Origin of the sequence: Micromonospora sp. NPDC049101 (assembly GCF_040648675.1) — a bacterium.
GTDB lineage: Bacteria > Actinomycetota > Actinomycetes > Mycobacteriales > Micromonosporaceae > Micromonospora.
The window spans coordinates 19,046-35,665 of the sequence record NZ_JBEZED010000005.1; the positions used below are offsets into that span (position 1 = coordinate 19,046).

At 71.2% G+C, this 16,620-nt stretch carries 14 protein-coding genes; 8 read left to right on the forward strand and 6 right to left on the reverse strand.

Annotated features, from left to right (window positions below; all coding sequences use genetic code 11):
* Nucleotides 1-3 precede the first annotated feature (3 nt).
* Nucleotides 4-984, reverse strand: coding sequence for a helix-turn-helix transcriptional regulator (locus AB0B57_RS08025; RefSeq protein ID WP_357066601.1), 981 nt, complete (start codon nucleotides 982-984; stop codon nucleotides 4-6).
* Between the two features lie 218 nt (nucleotides 985-1,202).
* On the opposite strand from AB0B57_RS08025, the gene AB0B57_RS08030 reads away from it, so the two are divergent.
* The gene (locus tag AB0B57_RS08030; RefSeq protein ID WP_357066603.1) at nucleotides 1,203-2,507 is read left to right on the forward strand and encodes an MFS transporter; all 1,305 of its coding nucleotides are present in this window, start codon (nucleotides 1,203-1,205) and stop codon (nucleotides 2,505-2,507) included.
* A 68-nt stretch (nucleotides 2,508-2,575) separates the two neighbouring features.
* Here the strand turns inward: AB0B57_RS08030 and AB0B57_RS08035 are convergent, their stop codons facing one another.
* Nucleotides 2,576-2,818: a mycoredoxin gene (locus AB0B57_RS08035; protein ID WP_357066605.1), complete on the reverse strand. Its 243-nt coding sequence runs from the start codon at nucleotides 2,816-2,818 to the stop codon at nucleotides 2,576-2,578.
* A gap of 92 nt (nucleotides 2,819-2,910) precedes the next feature.
* On the opposite strand from AB0B57_RS08035, the gene AB0B57_RS08040 reads away from it, so the two are divergent.
* From AB0B57_RS08040 to AB0B57_RS08050, 3 genes are all read left to right on the forward strand, one after another.
* Complete coding sequence (locus AB0B57_RS08040) at nucleotides 2,911-5,073, forward strand: ATP-dependent DNA helicase UvrD2 (RefSeq protein WP_357066607.1); 2,163 nt, start codon at nucleotides 2,911-2,913, stop codon at nucleotides 5,071-5,073.
* 123 nt (nucleotides 5,074-5,196) lie between these two features.
* A complete protein-coding gene (locus AB0B57_RS08045; protein ID WP_357066609.1) occupies nucleotides 5,197-5,445 on the forward strand; it encodes a hypothetical protein in 249 nt (82 codons plus the stop codon).
* Nucleotides 5,446-5,575: 130 nt separating this feature from the next.
* Entirely contained in the window at nucleotides 5,576-5,941 is a 366-nt protein-coding gene (locus AB0B57_RS08050) for a WhiB family transcriptional regulator (RefSeq protein ID WP_328420094.1), read from the forward strand.
* A 307-nt stretch (nucleotides 5,942-6,248) separates the two neighbouring features.
* Here the strand turns inward: AB0B57_RS08050 and AB0B57_RS08055 are convergent, their stop codons facing one another.
* The 3 genes from AB0B57_RS08055 to AB0B57_RS08065 form a co-directional block, all read right to left on the reverse strand.
* A complete protein-coding gene (locus AB0B57_RS08055; RefSeq protein ID WP_357066611.1) occupies nucleotides 6,249-7,595 on the reverse strand; it encodes an AarF/ABC1/UbiB kinase family protein in 1,347 nt (448 codons plus the stop codon).
* Nucleotides 7,592-8,704, reverse strand: coding sequence for a hypothetical protein (locus AB0B57_RS08060; protein WP_357066613.1), 1,113 nt, complete (start codon nucleotides 8,702-8,704; stop codon nucleotides 7,592-7,594). Before AB0B57_RS08060 ends, AB0B57_RS08055 begins: the two co-directional genes overlap by 4 nt.
* Nucleotides 8,705-8,890: 186 nt before the next feature.
* Nucleotides 8,891-9,061, reverse strand: a complete 171-nt coding sequence (locus tag AB0B57_RS08065) for a DUF5679 domain-containing protein (protein ID WP_167457767.1) — start codon at nucleotides 9,059-9,061, stop codon at nucleotides 8,891-8,893.
* 515 nt (nucleotides 9,062-9,576) lie between these two features.
* On the opposite strand from AB0B57_RS08065, the gene AB0B57_RS08070 reads away from it, so the two are divergent.
* Both AB0B57_RS08070 and AB0B57_RS08075 read left to right on the forward strand, forming a co-directional pair.
* Nucleotides 9,577-10,107 carry a M48 family metallopeptidase gene (locus AB0B57_RS08070; protein WP_357066616.1) on the forward strand — a complete coding sequence of 177 codons (531 nt, stop codon included), beginning with the start codon at nucleotides 9,577-9,579 and terminating at the stop codon, nucleotides 10,105-10,107.
* Between the two features lie 164 nt (nucleotides 10,108-10,271).
* The gene (locus tag AB0B57_RS08075; protein ID WP_357066618.1) at nucleotides 10,272-10,880 is read left to right on the forward strand and encodes a hypothetical protein; all 609 of its coding nucleotides are present in this window, start codon (nucleotides 10,272-10,274) and stop codon (nucleotides 10,878-10,880) included.
* 102 nt (nucleotides 10,881-10,982) lie between these two features.
* On the opposite strand, the gene AB0B57_RS08080 is transcribed toward AB0B57_RS08075, so the two are convergent.
* On the reverse strand, nucleotides 10,983-12,203 hold the full coding sequence (locus AB0B57_RS08080) for a zinc-dependent metalloprotease (protein ID WP_357067187.1): 1,221 nt from the start codon (nucleotides 12,201-12,203) through the stop codon (nucleotides 10,983-10,985).
* Nucleotides 12,204-12,387: 184 nt separating this feature from the next.
* Between AB0B57_RS08080 and AB0B57_RS08085 the strand changes: the two genes are divergently transcribed.
* A complete protein-coding gene (locus AB0B57_RS08085; RefSeq protein WP_357066620.1) occupies nucleotides 12,388-13,401 on the forward strand; it encodes a PDZ domain-containing protein in 1,014 nt (337 codons plus the stop codon).
* Nucleotides 13,402-13,497: 96 nt separating this feature from the next.
* Nucleotides 13,498-16,527 (forward strand): UPF0182 family protein, encoded by a 3,030-nt coding sequence (locus tag AB0B57_RS08090; RefSeq protein WP_357066623.1) that lies wholly within the window; start codon nucleotides 13,498-13,500, stop codon nucleotides 16,525-16,527.
* Nucleotides 16,528-16,620: the final 93 nt, after the last annotated feature.

Consider the following 16,620-nt stretch of genomic DNA (forward strand, 5'->3'; position numbering starts at 1 on the left):
GGATCACCGGTCCGTCAGCCGCCCCGAGTCACGGCGGCGTTGGGTCGGCGCCGTTGCCGGCCCGAACGCCACTGTGGATGGGGGCACCGCCTCGGTCAGCCGTCCCGTCGACTCGATCAGCCAGGAGAGGGTTTCCGACTCGGTTAGTGCCGCCGTGCATAGCCACTCGAACACCACTTTATAGCTATTTAGCGTGATTGCCTCGGTCGACATGACGTCGGTGAACCCCCCTTCGATGGCCAATGTCTCCGGATCGAGCGGATCGGCGAACCGATAGACGGAGAAGGCGGTCGGCGGAAGGTAGAAATTGCCGACCGGTGTATCCCGGAGCAGCACGTGCAGCGTCACGTTCGGCAGCAGGGCCAGCTCGCAGAGCTGGACCAGTTGCTCGTGCAGCACCTCGGGCGGCCCGGCCCGGTTGCCGAGGGCCGCCTCCTCCAGGACCGCGGTGTAGCGCGGGGCGTGCGGCTCCCGGGTCAGCAGCAACTGACGGGCCATCCGCGCCTGCACCTCGGTGTCGGGCTCGTCGCCGGGCTCCGGTTCACCGGCGCCCGCGCCCACCTCGCGGGCCGAGACGATGCGGACCTTCGCGTACCCCGGGGTCTGCAACAGACCCGGCACCAACACCGGGTTGTACTCGGAGATCTCGGTGCAGCCGGCCTCCAGCTCGGCCCACACCCGCTGCTGCTGGGTCATCACCGGGAAGTTCTTCAACCAGCCGCGCATGTCGCCGGCCTCGCCGGCTATCCCGAGCAGCTCCGCGTGCAGCCCCTCGTCGGCTCCGTACAGGTCCAGCAGAACGCCCACGTCCTGTGGGTCCGGCCGGCTACGGCCGTTCTCCAGGCGGGACAGCTTGGATGCGGACGCCCAACCGATCCTCTCGATGACCTGATCACCGGTGAGGCCCGCGGCCTCGCGTAGGCGGCGCAGTTCTAGGCCCAACCGTCGTCGACGCATGATCGGGCTGGGTGCGGCAGGAGGCACAGTGTCCTCTTTCCCGTCGACCGCCGCAGACGCGACGGTAACTGTATGAAATTCGCCCCCCACGGCCAGTATGGACGGCGCGACCGGCGTCGGAGGTTCCGGCGGGGGCGTGTCTTGCGAAAAATGGACCACGGGAACGCCGGACGACGACGGACCTGTGGTCGCAGCCCCGTCGACCCATGCCCATCCCGGGCACGCCATCCCCGCCGGAGGGACCCATGCGCACCGTCCTGCGCCGACCCGACTTCCGCCTGCTCTTCGGTGGCCTGCTGGCCAGCATGACCGCCGAGTCGATCCTGCTGCTCGCGCTCGCCATCTGGGTCAAGGATCTGACCGGCTCCAACGGGCTCGCCGGCGGCACGATCTTCGCCGTCGTCGCCCCGATGACACTGGCACCGGTGATCGGCTGGTTTGTCGACCGCCACCCACGCCGGCCGTTCTTCGTCGCCGCCAACGTGGTCACCGCGGTGCTGCTCACCCCGCTGTTCACCGTCGCGGACGCCGGTGACGTCTGGATCGTCTACCTGGTGGCGGCCCTGTACGGGCTGTCGTCCATCACGCTCGGCGCGGCGCTCAGCGGGCTCATCCGGGAGTTGGTGCCGGTCGAGCTGCTGGCGGAGGCGAACGGCGCGTTGCAGACCGTGCGTCAGGGCATGCGGCTGGTCGGTCCGCTGGCCGGCGCGGGGCTCTACGCGGCGCTCGGTGGGTGGGCGCTGGCCGGGGTCGGCATGGTCGGATTTCTGACCGCGGCGGCCGTGGTGACCGCGTTACCCTCCCCGCAACAGGTGCCCTCGGCCAGGCGACTGCGCTGGCCGGCCGAGATGGGCGCCGGTCTGCGACATCTGGCCGGCGAGGCGGCCCTGCGTCGGGCCCTGCTCGGCTACGGGCTCGGATCGCTGGTGATGGGCTTCAGCGAGTCGCTCATCTTCGCCTACGTGGACCAGGGCCTGCACCGGGACGCCGCCTTCGTGGGTGTGCTGGTCACCGTGCAGGGCGTGGGCGGGCTGCTCGGCGGGCTCTGCTCACCGACGCTGGTCCGCCGGCTCGGAGAGGTCGGCACACTGGCCGCCGGGGTCGCCTTCTTCTCACCGGCCGCGCTCGCCCTCGCGTACCCCGATCTGCGGCTGGCGTTCGTGGCGGTGCTGCTGGCCGGCATCTCCCTGCCCCTGACGATGGTGGGGCTGCACACGCTGATCCAGCGTCGGACCCCGCCGACGCTCGTCGGCCGGGTCGCCGCGGCCACCCAGGCGGTGGTCAGCGGGCCGCAGGCGTTCTCCATCGGGGCGGGCGCGTTGCTCGTCGGTTTCCTGGACTACCGGGTGCTGTTCGCGCTTGTCGGGATGGCCACCCTGGCGGCCGGCACCTACCTCTGGCGGGGCCGGCACCTGAGCGCGCCGCCCGGCTCCCGCCCGCCACCGCCGCCGACCCGTCCGACCCACCCTCGGGTCCCGGCGCCCCGCCGACCGGTCGAGGACGCCGAGCGGTCGGTCGCGACCGGCACCCACCGGCCGCCGGCCGGGTGACGTATACCGGACACGACGAACGGCCGCCCCGACGGGGGCGGCCGCTCACCGACAAGTGATCCGGCCGGTCAGGCGTCGAGGGTCTCCAGGTGTTGCTTGACCTGGGTGATCGAGGGGTTCGTCAGGGCGCTGCCGTCGGCGAAGCGCAGCGTCGGCACCGTCTGGTTGCCGCCGTTGACGCTCATCACGAACTCGGCGGCCTTCGGGTCCTGCTCGATGTCGACCACCTCGTACCCGATGCCCTCCCGGTCGAGCTGCGACTTCAGCCGGTGGCAGTAGCCGCACCAGGGGGTGGAATACATCGTCAGCATCCTCGGATCCTCCAACTCCTCCGGCCGCGGCTTGCGGATCAAGCCGAGCCTGTTCGCTGCAACGCTCGGAGGAGCTGAGATGATTCCTGGTTGTGGTGGTTCACTCAGCGTCGGAACAGGTGCTCGCCGGGCTGGACCCGGAGCAACGCTCCGCGGTGACCGCACCCGCCGGCCCGGTCTGCATCCTGGCCGGCGCCGGCACCGGCAAGACCAGGGCGATCACCTCCCGGATCGCCCATCGGGCGCTCTCCGGCGAGATCTCGCCCCGGCACGTGCTCGCGGTCACCTTCACCGCCCGTGCCGCCGCCGAGATGCGGAGCCGGCTCACCGTCCTCGGGGTGGGCGGCGTGCAGGCGCGGACCTTCCACGCCGCCGCGCTGCGCCAGGTGCGGTACTTCGCGCCCCGGTTGCTGGCCGGCCGCGCCATGCCCGAGCTGCTGGACAGCAAGGTACGGCTGGTCACCCTCGCCGCGGCCCGGGTCGGCCTGCGCACCGACCGGGCCGCCGCGCGCGACCTGGCCGGCGAGATCGAGTGGGCCAAGTCGTCGCTTGTCGAGCCGACGGACTACGTGGTGGCCGCCGCCCGCGCCCTGCGCGACACACCGCACGAGCCGGCGAAGGTGGCCGACGTGTTCACCGCGTACGAGCAGCTCAAACGCTCGAACGGCGTGATCGACTTCGAGGACATGCTGCGCGCCGCGGTGTGGGGCATCGAGGAGCACCCGGACGTCGGCGAGCAGATCCGCGGCCAGTACCGGCACTTCGTGGTCGACGAGTACCAGGACGTCAACCCACTCCAGCAGCGGTTGCTCGAAGCCTGGCTGGCCGGCCGCAACGACCTCACCGTCGTCGGTGACGCCAGCCAGACGATCTACTCGTTCACCGGGGCGACCTCGGCGTACCTGGTCGACTTCCCACGCCGGCACCGGGGTGCCACGGTGGTCCGGCTGGTCCGCGACTACCGCTCCACCCCGCAGGTGGTCGGGCTGGCCAACGCGGTGATCGCCCAGGCCCGGGGCACCGAGGCGCGGCTGCGGCTGGAGCTGAGCGGGCAGCGCCCACCCGGCCCCGAGCCGGACCTGCGGATCTTCACCGACGAGCCGGCCGAGGCGAACGCGGTGGCGGCGCGCTGCCGGTCGCTCATCGACGCGGGCACGCCGGCGAAGGAGATCGCCGTGCTGTTCCGGGTCAACGCGCAGTCCGAGGCGTACGAGAAGGCGCTCACCGAGGCCGGCGTCCCGTACGTCGTGCAGGGCGCGGAGCGCTTCTTCGAACGAACCGAGGTGCGCCAGGCGATGATCGCGCTGCGTGCCGCCACCCGGTCCATCCCGGGGGAGACGCCGCTGCCGGCCGCCGTCGTGGAGGCACTCACCGCCGTCGGCTGGGCCCCGGACGCACCCCCGGCCGGTGGGGCCGCCCGCGAGCGCTGGGAGGCGCTGTCCGCGCTGGTCCAGCTCTCCGAGGAGTACGCGGCCACCCCCGAGGTGGTGCCGATCGGCGAGGCCGCCTCGGTGGAGCGCCCGGTCACCCTCACCGACTTCACCGAGGAGTTGGCCCGCCGGGCCGCCCAGCAGCACGTACCGACCGTGGACGGGGTGACCCTCGCCTCACTGCACTCGGCCAAGGGGTTGGAGTGGGACGCGGTCTTCCTGGTCGGTCTCGCCGAGGGCACCCTGCCGACCACGTACGCCAAGACCGTCGAGCAGGTCGAGGAGGAGCGCCGGCTGCTCTACGTCGGCATCACCCGCGCCCGGCAGTGGCTCTGGCTGTCGTACGCCGCCGCGCGCTCGCCGGGCGGACGAGCCCGCCGGCCGTCGCGGTTCCTGCCCCAACTGGACCGCTCCGGCGGCACCGAACGGGCGACCGGCACCGGTCCGGCCCGCCGCCCCGAGCGGCGGCGCACCCAGATCGTGTCCTGCCGGATCTGCGGCGCCACCCTGCTCGCCGGCCCGGACCGCAAGCTCGGCCGCTGCCCGACCTGCCCGTCCGACATCGACGATGAGCTGCACGAACGGCTGCGTGAGTGGCGGCAGCGGGTGGCCGGTGCGCAGAAGGTCCCGGCGTACGTGGTCTTCACCGACGCGACACTTGTCGCGCTGGCCGAGCGGCGGCCCGGCCGGCCCGAGGAGCTGATCGCCATCGCCGGTATCGGCCCCCGCAAGCTGGGCCTCTACGGGGAGTCGGTGCTGGCGTTGGTCGATGGCGCGGGGGTGGACGACGTCTGCCCGGAGAAAACTTTCGAAATCGAGTCGTAAATTCGTTTGCCCTCGCCCCGGCGCGAGGAATAGCCTCAGGACACACCACGCGAGCGGCGCCATTCCGGCTGCTCACGGGGGTTGGTCCAGTCGATTCCGAGGAACGTGAGGGAGGTGGGTCCCGTGAAGATCTTCACCTATGAGCGTCTGGCGGCGATGCCGTCTGTCTGCGCTCCGCTGTCGACTGTCCGGGTGGCCCTTACGGCCGCACGACCGTCGGTTCCGCAGGTGCACCAGGTTCAGGCCGAGCTGATCCTGGCCGTCGCACCAACCGGAGTCGATGGGACCAGTGGCTTCACGGGCATGGACATCCAGGGCGTCAAGAAGCGCACCAATGTCCGCGGCGTTCCACCTCGAGGTAAACCGGTCTGACCATCAGACACCGGCTCACCTCGAGGCCGCGGAACCCGCTTACCGGGATCCGCGGCCTCAGTTTTTTGCCCCGCCGAAGTACGTCGGAATGCGATCCACGAGATCGATGTGAGAGAGAGGTGACCGGGAGATGAGTCTGGCGTTGGCCCCCCTCGACGTGAGTGTCGAGATGGAGGCGAACCTGCCCTGCCGGAAGTTCGACCCCGACCTGTGGTTCTCCGACTCGCCTGCCGAGCTCGAGCTGGCCAAGTCGCTCTGCGGGGACTGCCCGCTGCGCGTCGAGTGCCTGGCCGGGGCGGTGGAGCGGGCGGAGCCGTGGGGCGTCTGGGGCGGCGAGATCTTCGAGCGTGGCGCGGTTGTCCCGCGTAAGCGGCCCCGTGGCCGTCCGCGTAAGGAGGACGTCGCCCGTGACGCCGAGCTTCGGGTCGAGGCCGAGGCGCGCCTGGCGGCCAGTGGGCTGTCCGAGGTGCGTGGCGCGGTCCGGCTGGCAGCCTGACATGTTCCCGACCCGTACCAACTACGCCGGTGTCACACCGGCAGTGAGCGAGAAGACGATGTTCAACCTTCCGAGTGGAGCCTTCGAGATGCAACTACTTCACGAAGCGTTGTCCCGGGCTCGAATGCGCCGGCCTCAGGCCGGTCGTATCACCACGAGCACTGAGGCAACCCGTTCCGCCCGTACCGTCGCCATGAGCAGCCGCAACCAGACGGCTCGCGACCTGGGCGTTCTCTAGATTCACTCCGCCTAGAAGGGCGGGTGCCGACCGGCACCCGCCCTTCGTCACGTCCTCAGCCCGGTGGGCTCACGCCACCGGGGCGAAACCGGGCAGCCAGCGTTCCAGGATGCTGCGGTACGGGGCCTTCGCCTCCAACTGGCAGAGCACCCCGATCGACCCGAGCGTCACCCGGTGGATCAGCAGGTACGACGGCGGCAGGTTGAGCTGCCTGCTCAGCTGGTACGTGGGGGAGCGGGGGCTGGCGAGTCGACCCGCCTCACCCCGCAGCCAGGCCCGGGTGAACCGGAACCCGTCCGCCGCGATGGGCTCCAGCATCGGACGGATGAAGTCGAGCACCCCCTCGGCGTCGATCTCCTCCGCGGAGCCGATGAATCCCTCCGACCGCAGCCCGGCGACCACCCCGTCGGCGTCGCCCCGCAGGGCCAGCGCGGCGATGCGACCGATCGGCTCCGGCGTGCCCTCCGGCATCCGGGCCACCGCACCGAAGTCGATCACCCCGAGCCGGCCGTCGGGCAGCAGCCGGAAGTTTCCCGGGTGCGGGTCGGCGTGCAGCAGCCCCGCCCGCTGCGGCGCGGAGAGGTGCAGGGTGGCCATCAACCGGCCCGCCTCGTCCCGCTCCTCCTCGGTGCCCTCGCGGATGATGTCGGCCAGCGGGGTGCCCGTCATCCACTCGGTGACCAGCACCCGGGGCGCCGCGTTGATCACCTTCGGGATGTAGATCTCCGGATCGTCGGCGTACGCCTCGGCGAAGGCGCGCTGCGACTCGGCCTCCAGCTCGTAGTCCAACTCCTCGGTGATGCGTTCGCGCAGCTCGACCAGGAGCGGCTTGACGTCCAGGCCGGGCTGGATGGCCCGGAACATTCCGCCCAGGCGGGAGAGCTGCTTGAGGTCGGAGAGCAGCGCCTCACCCGCGCCCGGATACTGGATCTTGACGGCCACGTCCCGGCCGTTCGGTGCGCCCGACTCGTCGACCCCCGGCTCCCGCCACCGCGCCCGGTGCACCTGGCCGATGCTGGCGGCGGCGGCCGGGGTGTCGTTGAACTCGACGAACAGCTCCCGCCAGTCGGGACCGAGCTGCTCGGCCAGCACCTTGTGCACGCTGGCGACCGGCAGCGGTGGTGCCGCCTCCTGGAGCTTGGTGAGCGCCTGGCGGTAGGGCGCGGCGATCTCCTCCGGCAACGCGGCCTCGAAGACCGACAGCGCCTGGCCGAACTTCATCGCCCCGCCCTTGAGCTGGCCCAACACGCTGAACAGTTGCTCGGCGGTGCGCTGCTGGATCTCCGCGGAGATCACGTCGGAGGCCAGCCCGGTAACGCGCTTTCCCATGCCGAGAACGGTCCGGCCGGCGAAGCCGAGCGGCAGGGCGGCGAGCTTGGCGGTGCGGGACACGGCGCGGCGCGGGATGTCGGTCACTCGGTCATTGTTACCGACCGGAGGGCCCCGCTGCTGCTCTGCGGCCGGGCTGGTGCGGACACTCGCCCCCGCGAGCACGCACACGCCGGGTGTGGCGGCCAGCCCCGACGTCGGAAACGGCCCGCGCCGGTGATCTCCATGGCCCCACCCAGCGTCTCCGGCTGCCCGCCGTCGAGCTGTGCCAGTGCCTCGGCGAGCGCGTACCCGATGGCCGCGAACAGCGTCCCGGTCGCGCCGGCGGTCACCGGGTCGGCGGCGGCGATCTGGGCGGCGAGTCGCGGCCAGTCCGGGTCGCGGTCCGCCCGGTGCAGTTCGACGCAGTGCAGGCAGGGCCCGGCGGGTGGGCAGACCAGCGGCCCGATGACCGGTACGCCCTCGCGCAGGGTGATCAGCAGGTGCGGCTGCCGACGTTGGGCGAGACCGGCGGCGAGCAACGCGGGTGGCCGGTCCGTGCCGAGTTGGATCACCAGGTCCACCCGTCTGGCCCGGATCGGCTGGGTGCCCGTACCCGGCGCGACGCGGTCGACCGCGGCCCGCACCGCCGGTGCCAGCGGCTGGCCCAACTCGGTGGCGGGAATGCCGGTCCCGACCAGGTCGATGGCGCGCACCGGGCCGGGGAGAAGCGGCACCACCTGCCCGACGCCGGATTGGGCCAACGCCACAGTCAGCGGCCCGCCGAGCGCCCCGGCGCCGCTGAGCACGACTCGGGCGGTCCGTCGCCGACGCAGCACCTGGGCAGGGGTGCCGGGCAGTCGAGCGGCGGCCAGGGCCAGCGCGCCGGCCTCCGCGGTGAGCCGGGCGCGGACCGGGCCGGTCAGGTCACGGGGGAGCAGGCTGTGCGCGGGCACCAGCAGGCCGGCCGTACGCAGGGCGTCGAGCAGGGTGCGCGCATCGTCGGTGGTGACCTGGGCGGTGGCCGCCTGAGCCAGCACGGCCCGCTCGCTGTGGGTGCCGTCGAGCAGGTCGAGCAGGTGGGCGGCGCGGGGACTGGCCAGCTCCAGCAGCACCGCCGGCCCGGGGCCGACGCCGAGTTGGAGGGTGTGCCGGTCCCGCCAGAGGCGGTGGAGACCGGGCAGCAGCGTGGGGCGGGGCAGTACGGTGCGACTCATGGTCACGAATTGTGATCACACATTCGCGTTGGGTCGACGGTTGTCCACAGGCGCGCGAGCCTCTGTCCAGCATTGTCCACAGGCTTCGCTGAGTTATCCACAGCCTGCCAACGAGGCTGTCAGTGACCCGACATGCCACGGGGGCGGGGTGGCCACCGGCCACCCCGCCCCCGTCACTCGTACGGGTCAGACCTTGGCCTTACCCAGGATGCGGTTCACTGTTGTTCCGCATACCGGACACTTGCCCTTGGCCATGTTCATACCGGTCTTCGAGACCTCGACGTGCCCCTCGAAGTCCCGCTTCTCCTTGCACTTCACGCAGTAACCGTTGTAGGTCGTCTGGGCCTGGTCGGCCACGGTGCCCTCCTCGTCTCGTCCGCCGGTCGATGCCGTCCCGGCGGGTTGCCCGGCGGCGGGCCACACGGGGCGCCGGCGCTGGGTCTCACTCCACGGCCACCTTCGTGACCGCTGGTCCGCGGACCCTACCCAGGTCTGGGCGGTTCCATGTCAGCTGTGCATCGACACTGTGAGCAAGTCGACGTCGAGAGTGTGCATGGCGAAATAGGTCGGATAAGTCAGTTTGGCGGGGACACGCCGACCAAACCCCCACAGCCACCCGTGCGAGTGCCCCCGGGGCGGCATCCGGCGTCGTGATCACCTACGGTGGAGAGAGGTGCCGCGCACTGGTGCCGTCGGTGTTCACCAAGGGTGACGAGACGGTGCGATGGCGTCGCGGTCAAGAAATTTTCGGGACACCTGACGACCAATCACCATTTTCCGGGCGCGTGTCGTGTGGTTGACTCTTGCGGACCCCTGGTCAGAGGGCATTAGCTGTCCTTCGTGACACGTAGCCGAGGCTGCGCGGGCCAGTGATGGCGGGGACGCGCAAGCCGGTCGTCGAGGTGCGGCGCAGCCAGCGTCGGCGACGCACGGTGTCTGCGTACCGTGACGGTGAGCGCGTCGTCGTCCTCATCCCGGACCAGTTCTCCCGCGCCGAGGAGAGCGAGTGGGTCGACCGGATGCTCGCCCGGCTCGCCGCCCGGGAGGGGCGCCTGGCGCGCTCCGACGCCGAGCTGCTGGCCCGCGCCACCCGGCTCATCGACCTCTACCTCGCCGGGTACGCCACGAAGGCGGTGCCGGCCAGCGTTCGATGGGTCACCAACCAGAACGGCCGGTGGGGCTCGTGCACGCCTGCCGACCGCAGCATCCGGATCTCGCACCGGGTCCAGGAAATGCCCGACTGGGTGATCGACTACGTGCTGCTGCACGAGCTGACGCACCTGATCGTGCCCAGCCACAACGCCCGGTTCTGGGCCCTGGTCGGTCGCTACCCCAAAGCGGAACGCGCCCGCGGCTACCTCGAAGGTGTCGCCGCCGCCTCCTGCGCCCCGGTCCCGACCTGATTCCACAGCCCGCCGAGCCGCCTAGATCCACTCGCCTTCCTGAATGCCGCGCTATCCGGGTCGCCGGGATACCGCGACTTCAATGAAGCCGAGTCGATCATGTGGCCGAGCCGCGCCAGGGTGGGGTCGGGTGGCCGTACGGGACAGGGGGCTAGGGTCGGGGGATGGCGCGACGGGTGGTGGTGGCGTTGCTCGGGCCGGTGCACTGGTCGCCGCCGGGCGTGGACCTGGCGGATTGGCGAGCGGCTCTCGCGGAGGACGTCATCGACCTGCTCGCGACTCTCCACGAGGTGGAGACCGCGGTCGCGGTGACGCCGGCCGATCGTGCTCTGGCCGACGCGCTGGTCTGGCCCGGCACGGCCGTGCACGAGGTGGCCGAGCCGACGCCGAACGCCGTGTTCGCCGCGCTGGAGGGTTACGACCAGGCAGCAGTGCTCGCCGGCGACGTGCCCGATCTACCCGCACTGACCGTCGGCAAGCTGCTGCGCCCGCTCACCACCCGACCGGTCGCGGTGGCTCCGGTCGAGGGCGGCGGTCCGGGCCTACTCGGGGTGGCTGTGCGGCTGCCGGTGCCGGGTTGGCTCCCCGCCCTCGACCTGGACACGACAGTGGCGGCCGACGTGCGCTCCGGGGCCGCCGCACCGGGGGACGTGGCGGTCACCACCGGGTGGCGACGGCTGCGCGGCCCGGCTGACCTGGCCACGCTGGACCCGGCCTTCGAGGGCTGGGAAGCGACACGCGCTCTTCTCTCGGGCTCGCGCCGACCCACCTGACCAGCCAGCCGCGCCCCCGGGCGCCGAACGGGGCGGGCCGGCCGGTCAGCCGTGCCGGCGGGTGCCCGCCGTCGATCGGGCGGGCACCCGGGCGCTGGCGCGTCAGGGCTTGGCGTCGCCCTCGTCGTCGGTCTTGTCGGGCTGGCCCGGGGCCTTCTCCTCCGCGCCGCCGGGTGCGCTGAAGTCGAAGCTGTCCAGCTCGCTCAGGTCCATGTCGTTCATGGCGAAGGCGACCGGGTCGGCGAAGTCGTCATCCGAGGGGAGCAGGTCCGGGTGACCCCAGACGGCGTCGCGGCCCTCGATGCCGCGGTGCTCGGTGAGCGCGGCCCAGAGCGCCGCGGCCTCGCGCAGTCGGCGCGGGCGCAGCTCCAGGCCGACGAGGGCGGCGAAGGTCTGCTCGGCGGGGCCGCCGGCGGCACGGCGGCGGCGGAACGCCTCGCCCAACCGGACGACGTTGGGCAGCCGGTCGCTGGCGGCGCTGTCCACGACGTGGCAGACCCAGCCCTCGACCAGGGCGAGTGCGGTCTCCAGTCGGGCCAGGGAGGCCTTCTGCGCCGGAGTGTCCTCCGGCGTGAAGATGCCCTCCAGGGCGATCGCCTGCATCGACTCCGGGTCGGTCGGGTCAACCCGGCCCATCGCCTCCTCGATCGCGTCCCGGTTGACCCGGATGCCCGAGGCGTACATCTCGACCGCGCTGAGCACGTGACCGCGCAGCCACGGGACGTGCTGGAACAGCCGCTGGTGGGCGGCCTCGCGCAGCGCCACGTAGAGGCGGACCTCGTCCTCGGGAAGCTCCAGGCCCTCGCCGTACGCGCGGATGTTGGCCGGGATCAGCGCGGCCGTGCCGGCCGGGCCGAGCGGCAGCCCGATGTCGCCGGCGGAGAGCACCTCCGCGGCGAGCGAACCGAGGGCCTGGCCCAGCTGACCGCCGAAGAGCGCGCCGCCGAGGGTGGCCACCATCGACTGCATCGGCCCGAGCTGGGCGCGCGCCTCCGGTGGCACCAGGTCGCCCATCGCGCCGACCATCCGGCTGGCGACCGGGTCGCAGAGCTTGCGCCACACGTCGAGCGTCTTGAAGATCCACTCATTGCGGTTCCAGGCGACCGGTGACTGGATGCCCGACGGCCATGCCGAGGCCGGCTCCAACCACAGGTCGGCCAGGCGCAGCGCCTCCTCGACGGCGTTGCGCTCATACGGTGACACCGCCGGGTCGCCGGCGGCCGCGAGCTGGCTGGCCGCTACCTGCCGGGCCAGGTCCCAGTTGACCGGACCGCTGCCCGGCGCGGAGAGCAGGTGCTGCAACTGCGACATGAACTGCTGCATCTGCGCGGGATCGTTGGGGTCTGGTGGTTGCCCACCCGGGAGCGCGAAACCGAACGGAATATCAGGCACGACGTCTACGGTACGCGGACCGCGCCCCAGGTCGCCGCCGCTGGCGTTGCGCTGAGGGCGAAGTCGCCCGACGCATTCGGCAGGAGGCGCCCGGCCGGTCGGTACGCTCTGCGGCATGAGACGTCGTGGCCTGACGGTCCTGCTCGGTGCCCTGTTCACCGCCCTGCTGAGCATCGGGGTGCTGCGGGTGCCGATCCCGTACGTGGTGCTCGGTCCGGGCCCGACGGTCAACACCCTCGGCACGGCCGACGGCAAGGAGGTCATCCAGGTCTCCGGACGGGAGACCTCGACCTCCGCGGGCCAGCTGCGGCTGACCACGGTGGGGGTGCAGCCCACGGTGCGGCTGCGCGGGGCGATCGCGGGCTGGTTCTCCGACGACGAGGCGGTGGTGCCGCGCGAGCTGGTCTACCCGCCGGGAGAGTCGACCGAGCAGGTCGAGCAGCGCAACGCCGAGGACTTCAAGGCGTCGCAGACCAGCGCGGAGACCGCCGCGCTGCGCGAGTTGGGCTTTCCGGTGCAGGTCGTGATCAAGACGGTGGCCGGGGACGGCCCGGCGGCCGGGACGCTGAAGGCCGGCGACGTGATCACCGCGGTCGACGGTCAGCCGGTGCCGGTGGCCGCGAAGGTCACCGAGCTGGTTCGGGCCAAGCCGGCCGGTACGGCGTTGACGATCGCCTACACCCGCGACGGCGCGCCGGCCACGGCGACTGTGACAAGTCGCGAGCAGGACGGCCGACCGCGGATCGGTGTGGAGATCGATCAGCAGCAGCCGCACCCGTTCACCCTCGGCATCGACCTGGGGGACATCGGCGGGCCGAGCGCCGGTCTGATGTTCGCCCTGGGGATCGTCGACAAGCTGACCCCGGCCGATCTCACCGGCGGCCAGATCATCGCCGGCACCGGCACCATCGACGACGAGGGCACCGTCGGCCCGATCGGCGGGATCGCCCAGAAGCTGGTCGGTGCGAAGCGGGCCGGCGCCAAGGTCTTTCTGGTGCCGGCGGACAACTGCGCCGAGGCCGTCCGCAATCCGCAGCCGGGTCTGCCGTTGTTGCGGGTGGGTTCGTTGGACGAGGCGATGACCGCTCTGGACACGTTGCGCGCGGGGGGTCAGCCGACCCGCTGCTGACCGGTGTGACCGTGCCCCGACACGCTCAGGAACACCCCGTACTCTGGGTGCCTGGTCGGAGCCGATCACATCGAGCGTGCGGAGCCAACAGTGGTCATGCGTAGCAGCAGCCCCCTTCCCAGGATGAGCCGGCGCGGGCGCGTCACCATCGCTGTCCTGGTCGGGGTGTTCGTGCTCTTCACCCTGCTCGGCTGGGGTGTCCAGGCGTGGACGGACTGGCTCTGGTTCGACGAGGTCCGCTACACCGAGGTCTTCACCGGTGTCCTGCTGACCCGGCTGGTGCTCTTCCTCGCCATCGGGCTCGGCATGGCGGTGGTCGTCGGTGGCAACCTCTGGCTGGCCCACCGGTTGCGCCCGCGACTGCGTCCGCACTCGGTGGAGCAGGCGACCCTGGAGCGCTATCGGATGGCGCTCAGCCCCCGACTCGGCACCTGGATCACGCTGGTCGCCGCGGTGGTCGGGCTGTTCGCCGGCCTCTCCGCGCAGAACCGGTGGAACCAGTGGCTGCTCTTCCGCAACGGCGGTGACTTCGGGATCAAGGACCCGGAGTTCGGGGTGGACATCGGCTTCTACGTCTTCCAACTGCCGTTCTGGCGTTACCTGCTCGGGGTCGCCTTCACCGCGGTGGTGCTGGCCGTGATCGGCGCGCTGGCGGTGCACTACCTCTTCGGCGGGGTCCGTCTGCAGGGCATCGGTGACCGGATGAGCAACGCCGCCCGCGCGCACCTGAGCAGCCTGGTCGCGGTGTTCGTGCTGCTGAAGGCCATCGCGTATGTGCTGGACCGGCGGGCGATGCTGCTGGAGTACAACGAGGGTGCCAAGTTGTACGGCGCCGGCTACGCCGACGTCAACGCGTTGCTGCCGGCGAAGGAGATCCTGGCCTACATCTCGATCGTGGTGGCGATCGCGATCGTCGTGTTCTCCAACGCCTGGATGCGCAACCTGGTCTGGCCGGGGATCTCGCTGGCGCTGCTCGGTGTGTCCGCGGTGGCCATCGGCGGCATCTACCCCTGGGCGGTGCAGACCTTCGAGGTCAAGCCGAGCGCCAAGGACAAGGAAGCGCCGTACATCCAGCGCAGCATCGACGCGACGCGGGCGGCGTTCGGGCTGGGGGCCACCCAGACGACCCCGTACGCGGCGAGCAACCTCACCCCACCGGCGAACCTGGCCACCGACACCTCGGTGGTGTCGAACGTGCGGCTGCTCGACCCGCAGTTGGTCAGCGAGACGTACACCCAGCTCCAGCAGGTGCGTGGCTTCTACGACTTCGGCCCCAAGCTGGACATCGACCGCTACGGGGTGAACGGGAAGGTCTCCGACTACGTGGTCGGCGTCCGGGAGATCAACTACGGCGAGCTGACTGACCAGCAGAACACCTGGATCAACCGGCACACCGTCTACACCCACGGGTACGGGCTGGTGGCCGCCCCGGCCAACCAGGTGGTCTGCGGCGGGCAGCCGTTCTTCGTCTCCGGCTTCCTCGGCGAGAAGACCCAGGAGGCGTGCTCCTCGCAGACCGAGCAGATCCCGGCCAAGCAGCCGCGCATCTACTACGGCGAGCGGATGGCGCCCGACGACTACGCGATCGTCGGTCAGGCCGACCCGAACAAGAAGGCCGAGTTCGACAGGCCGGTCGGTGAGGGTGGCGGCGAGTCCTACACCTACACCGGTGAGGGCGGCGTCGAGATCGGGTCCTTCACCCGCCGGCTGCTGTACGCCATCAAGGAGCAGGAGTCGAACTTCCTGCTCTCCGAGGCGGTCAACAAGGACTCCAAGCTGCTCTACGTGCGTAATCCGCGGGACCGGGTGGAGAAGGTCGCGCCGTTCCTCACCCTCGACGGCGACCCGTACCCGGCGGTGGTCGGCGGTCGGGTGCAGTGGATCGTCGACGGCTACACCACGGCGGCCACCTACCCGTACGCCGAGCGGGTCAACCTGCAGACCGAGACCACCGACGAGTTGACCAACCGGGGCACCTTCCAGTTGGCCCGGGAGAACGTCAACTACATGCGCAACTCGGTGAAGGCCACCGTCGACGCGTACGACGGCACCGTGAAGCTCTACGAGTACGACGACACCGACCCGGTGCTCAAGGCGTGGAACAAGGCGTTCGGCGGTGACCTGGTGCTGCCCAAGGCGGACATCCCGGTCGAGTTGACCGAGCACCTGCGCTACCCGGCGGACATGTTCAAGGTGCAGCGCAACCTGCTCACCAAGTTCCACGTGACCAACCCGGGCGACTTCTACTCCGCCCAGGACTTCTGGCAGGTGCCGACCGTGCCGGACGCCCCGGACAGCGGCCAGAAGCAGCCTCCGTACTACCTGTTCACCCAGTTCCCCGGGCAGGAGAGCCCCCGGTTCCAGCTCACCGCCGCGGTCACCCCGAACGGTCGGCAGAACCTGGCCGCCCTGATCTCCGGCTCGTACGTCGACGGGAATCCCCGGCTGGAGGTGCTGGAGTTGCCGGATCAGACCCGGATCTCCGGCCCGGTGCAGGTGCACCAACAGATGACGAACAACGCCAACATCCGTCAGCAGCTCAACCTGCTCTCCAGTAACCAGGCGCAGGTGCAGTACGGCAACCTGCTCTCGTTGCCCTTCGCCGACGGCATGCTGTACGTCGAGCCGGTCTACGTGAAGAGCAACCAGCAGGACGCGTACCCGCTGTTGCAGAAGGTGCTGCTCTCCTACGGTGACGGCGGCTCCTTCGTGGCGCTCGCCGACAACATCAACGACGGCATCAAGCAGTTGGTGGAGCAGGGCAAGAAGGCCGGGCAGGGCACGTCGCCGCCACCGACCACCGGGGGCAACCCGACAACGCCGACGACCCCCACGCCGACGACCCCCACGCCGACGCCGAGCGCCGGCACCGGCACCCCGCCGCCGACGGGTCCGTTGGCCACGGCCGCCGACCGGGTGCAGAGCGCGATCACCGAGGTCCGGGCCGCGCAGACCTCTGGTGACTTCGAGCGGTACGGGCGCGCGCTCAAGGCGCTGGACGAGGCGCTGACCGCGTTCCAGCAGGCGCAGCAGGCCGCCAACCCGACGGGGGCGCCCAGTGGTAGCGCGGCACCGAGCGGCGGCGCGTCACCGTCGCCCAGCGGCAGCCCGAGCGCGGGCGGCTGACCGCAGTCGTCGGCTGCGACTCTCGGAGCCCCCGTCGTCGGACCATCCCGGTCCGCACGACGGGGGCTCCGCTGTCGTCCGGCCGGCTGTCCG

Bases quoted from the DNA above. Each gene is read 5' to 3' on its own strand.
- AB0B57_RS08030 (WP_357066603.1), top strand. From the start codon at position 1,203: ATGCGCACCGTCCTGCGCCGACCCGACTTCCGCCTGCTCTTCGGTGGC.
- AB0B57_RS08035 (WP_357066605.1), bottom strand. From the start codon at position 2,818: ATGCTGACGATGTATTCCACCCCCTGGTGCGGCTACTGCCACCGGCTG.
- AB0B57_RS08050 (WP_328420094.1), top strand. From the start codon at position 5,576: ATGAGTCTGGCGTTGGCCCCCCTCGACGTGAGTGTCGAGATGGAGGCG.
- AB0B57_RS08060 (WP_357066613.1), bottom strand. From the start codon at position 8,704: ATGAGTCGCACCGTACTGCCCCGCCCCACGCTGCTGCCCGGTCTCCAC.
- AB0B57_RS08070 (WP_357066616.1), top strand. From the start codon at position 9,577: ATGGCGGGGACGCGCAAGCCGGTCGTCGAGGTGCGGCGCAGCCAGCGT.
- AB0B57_RS08075 (WP_357066618.1), top strand. From the start codon at position 10,272: ATGGCGCGACGGGTGGTGGTGGCGTTGCTCGGGCCGGTGCACTGGTCG.
- AB0B57_RS08080 (WP_357067187.1), bottom strand. From the start codon at position 12,203: ATGCAGCAGTTCATGTCGCAGTTGCAGCACCTGCTCTCCGCGCCGGGC.
- AB0B57_RS08085 (WP_357066620.1), top strand. From the start codon at position 12,388: ATGAGACGTCGTGGCCTGACGGTCCTGCTCGGTGCCCTGTTCACCGCC.
- AB0B57_RS08090 (WP_357066623.1), top strand. From the start codon at position 13,498: ATGCGTAGCAGCAGCCCCCTTCCCAGGATGAGCCGGCGCGGGCGCGTC.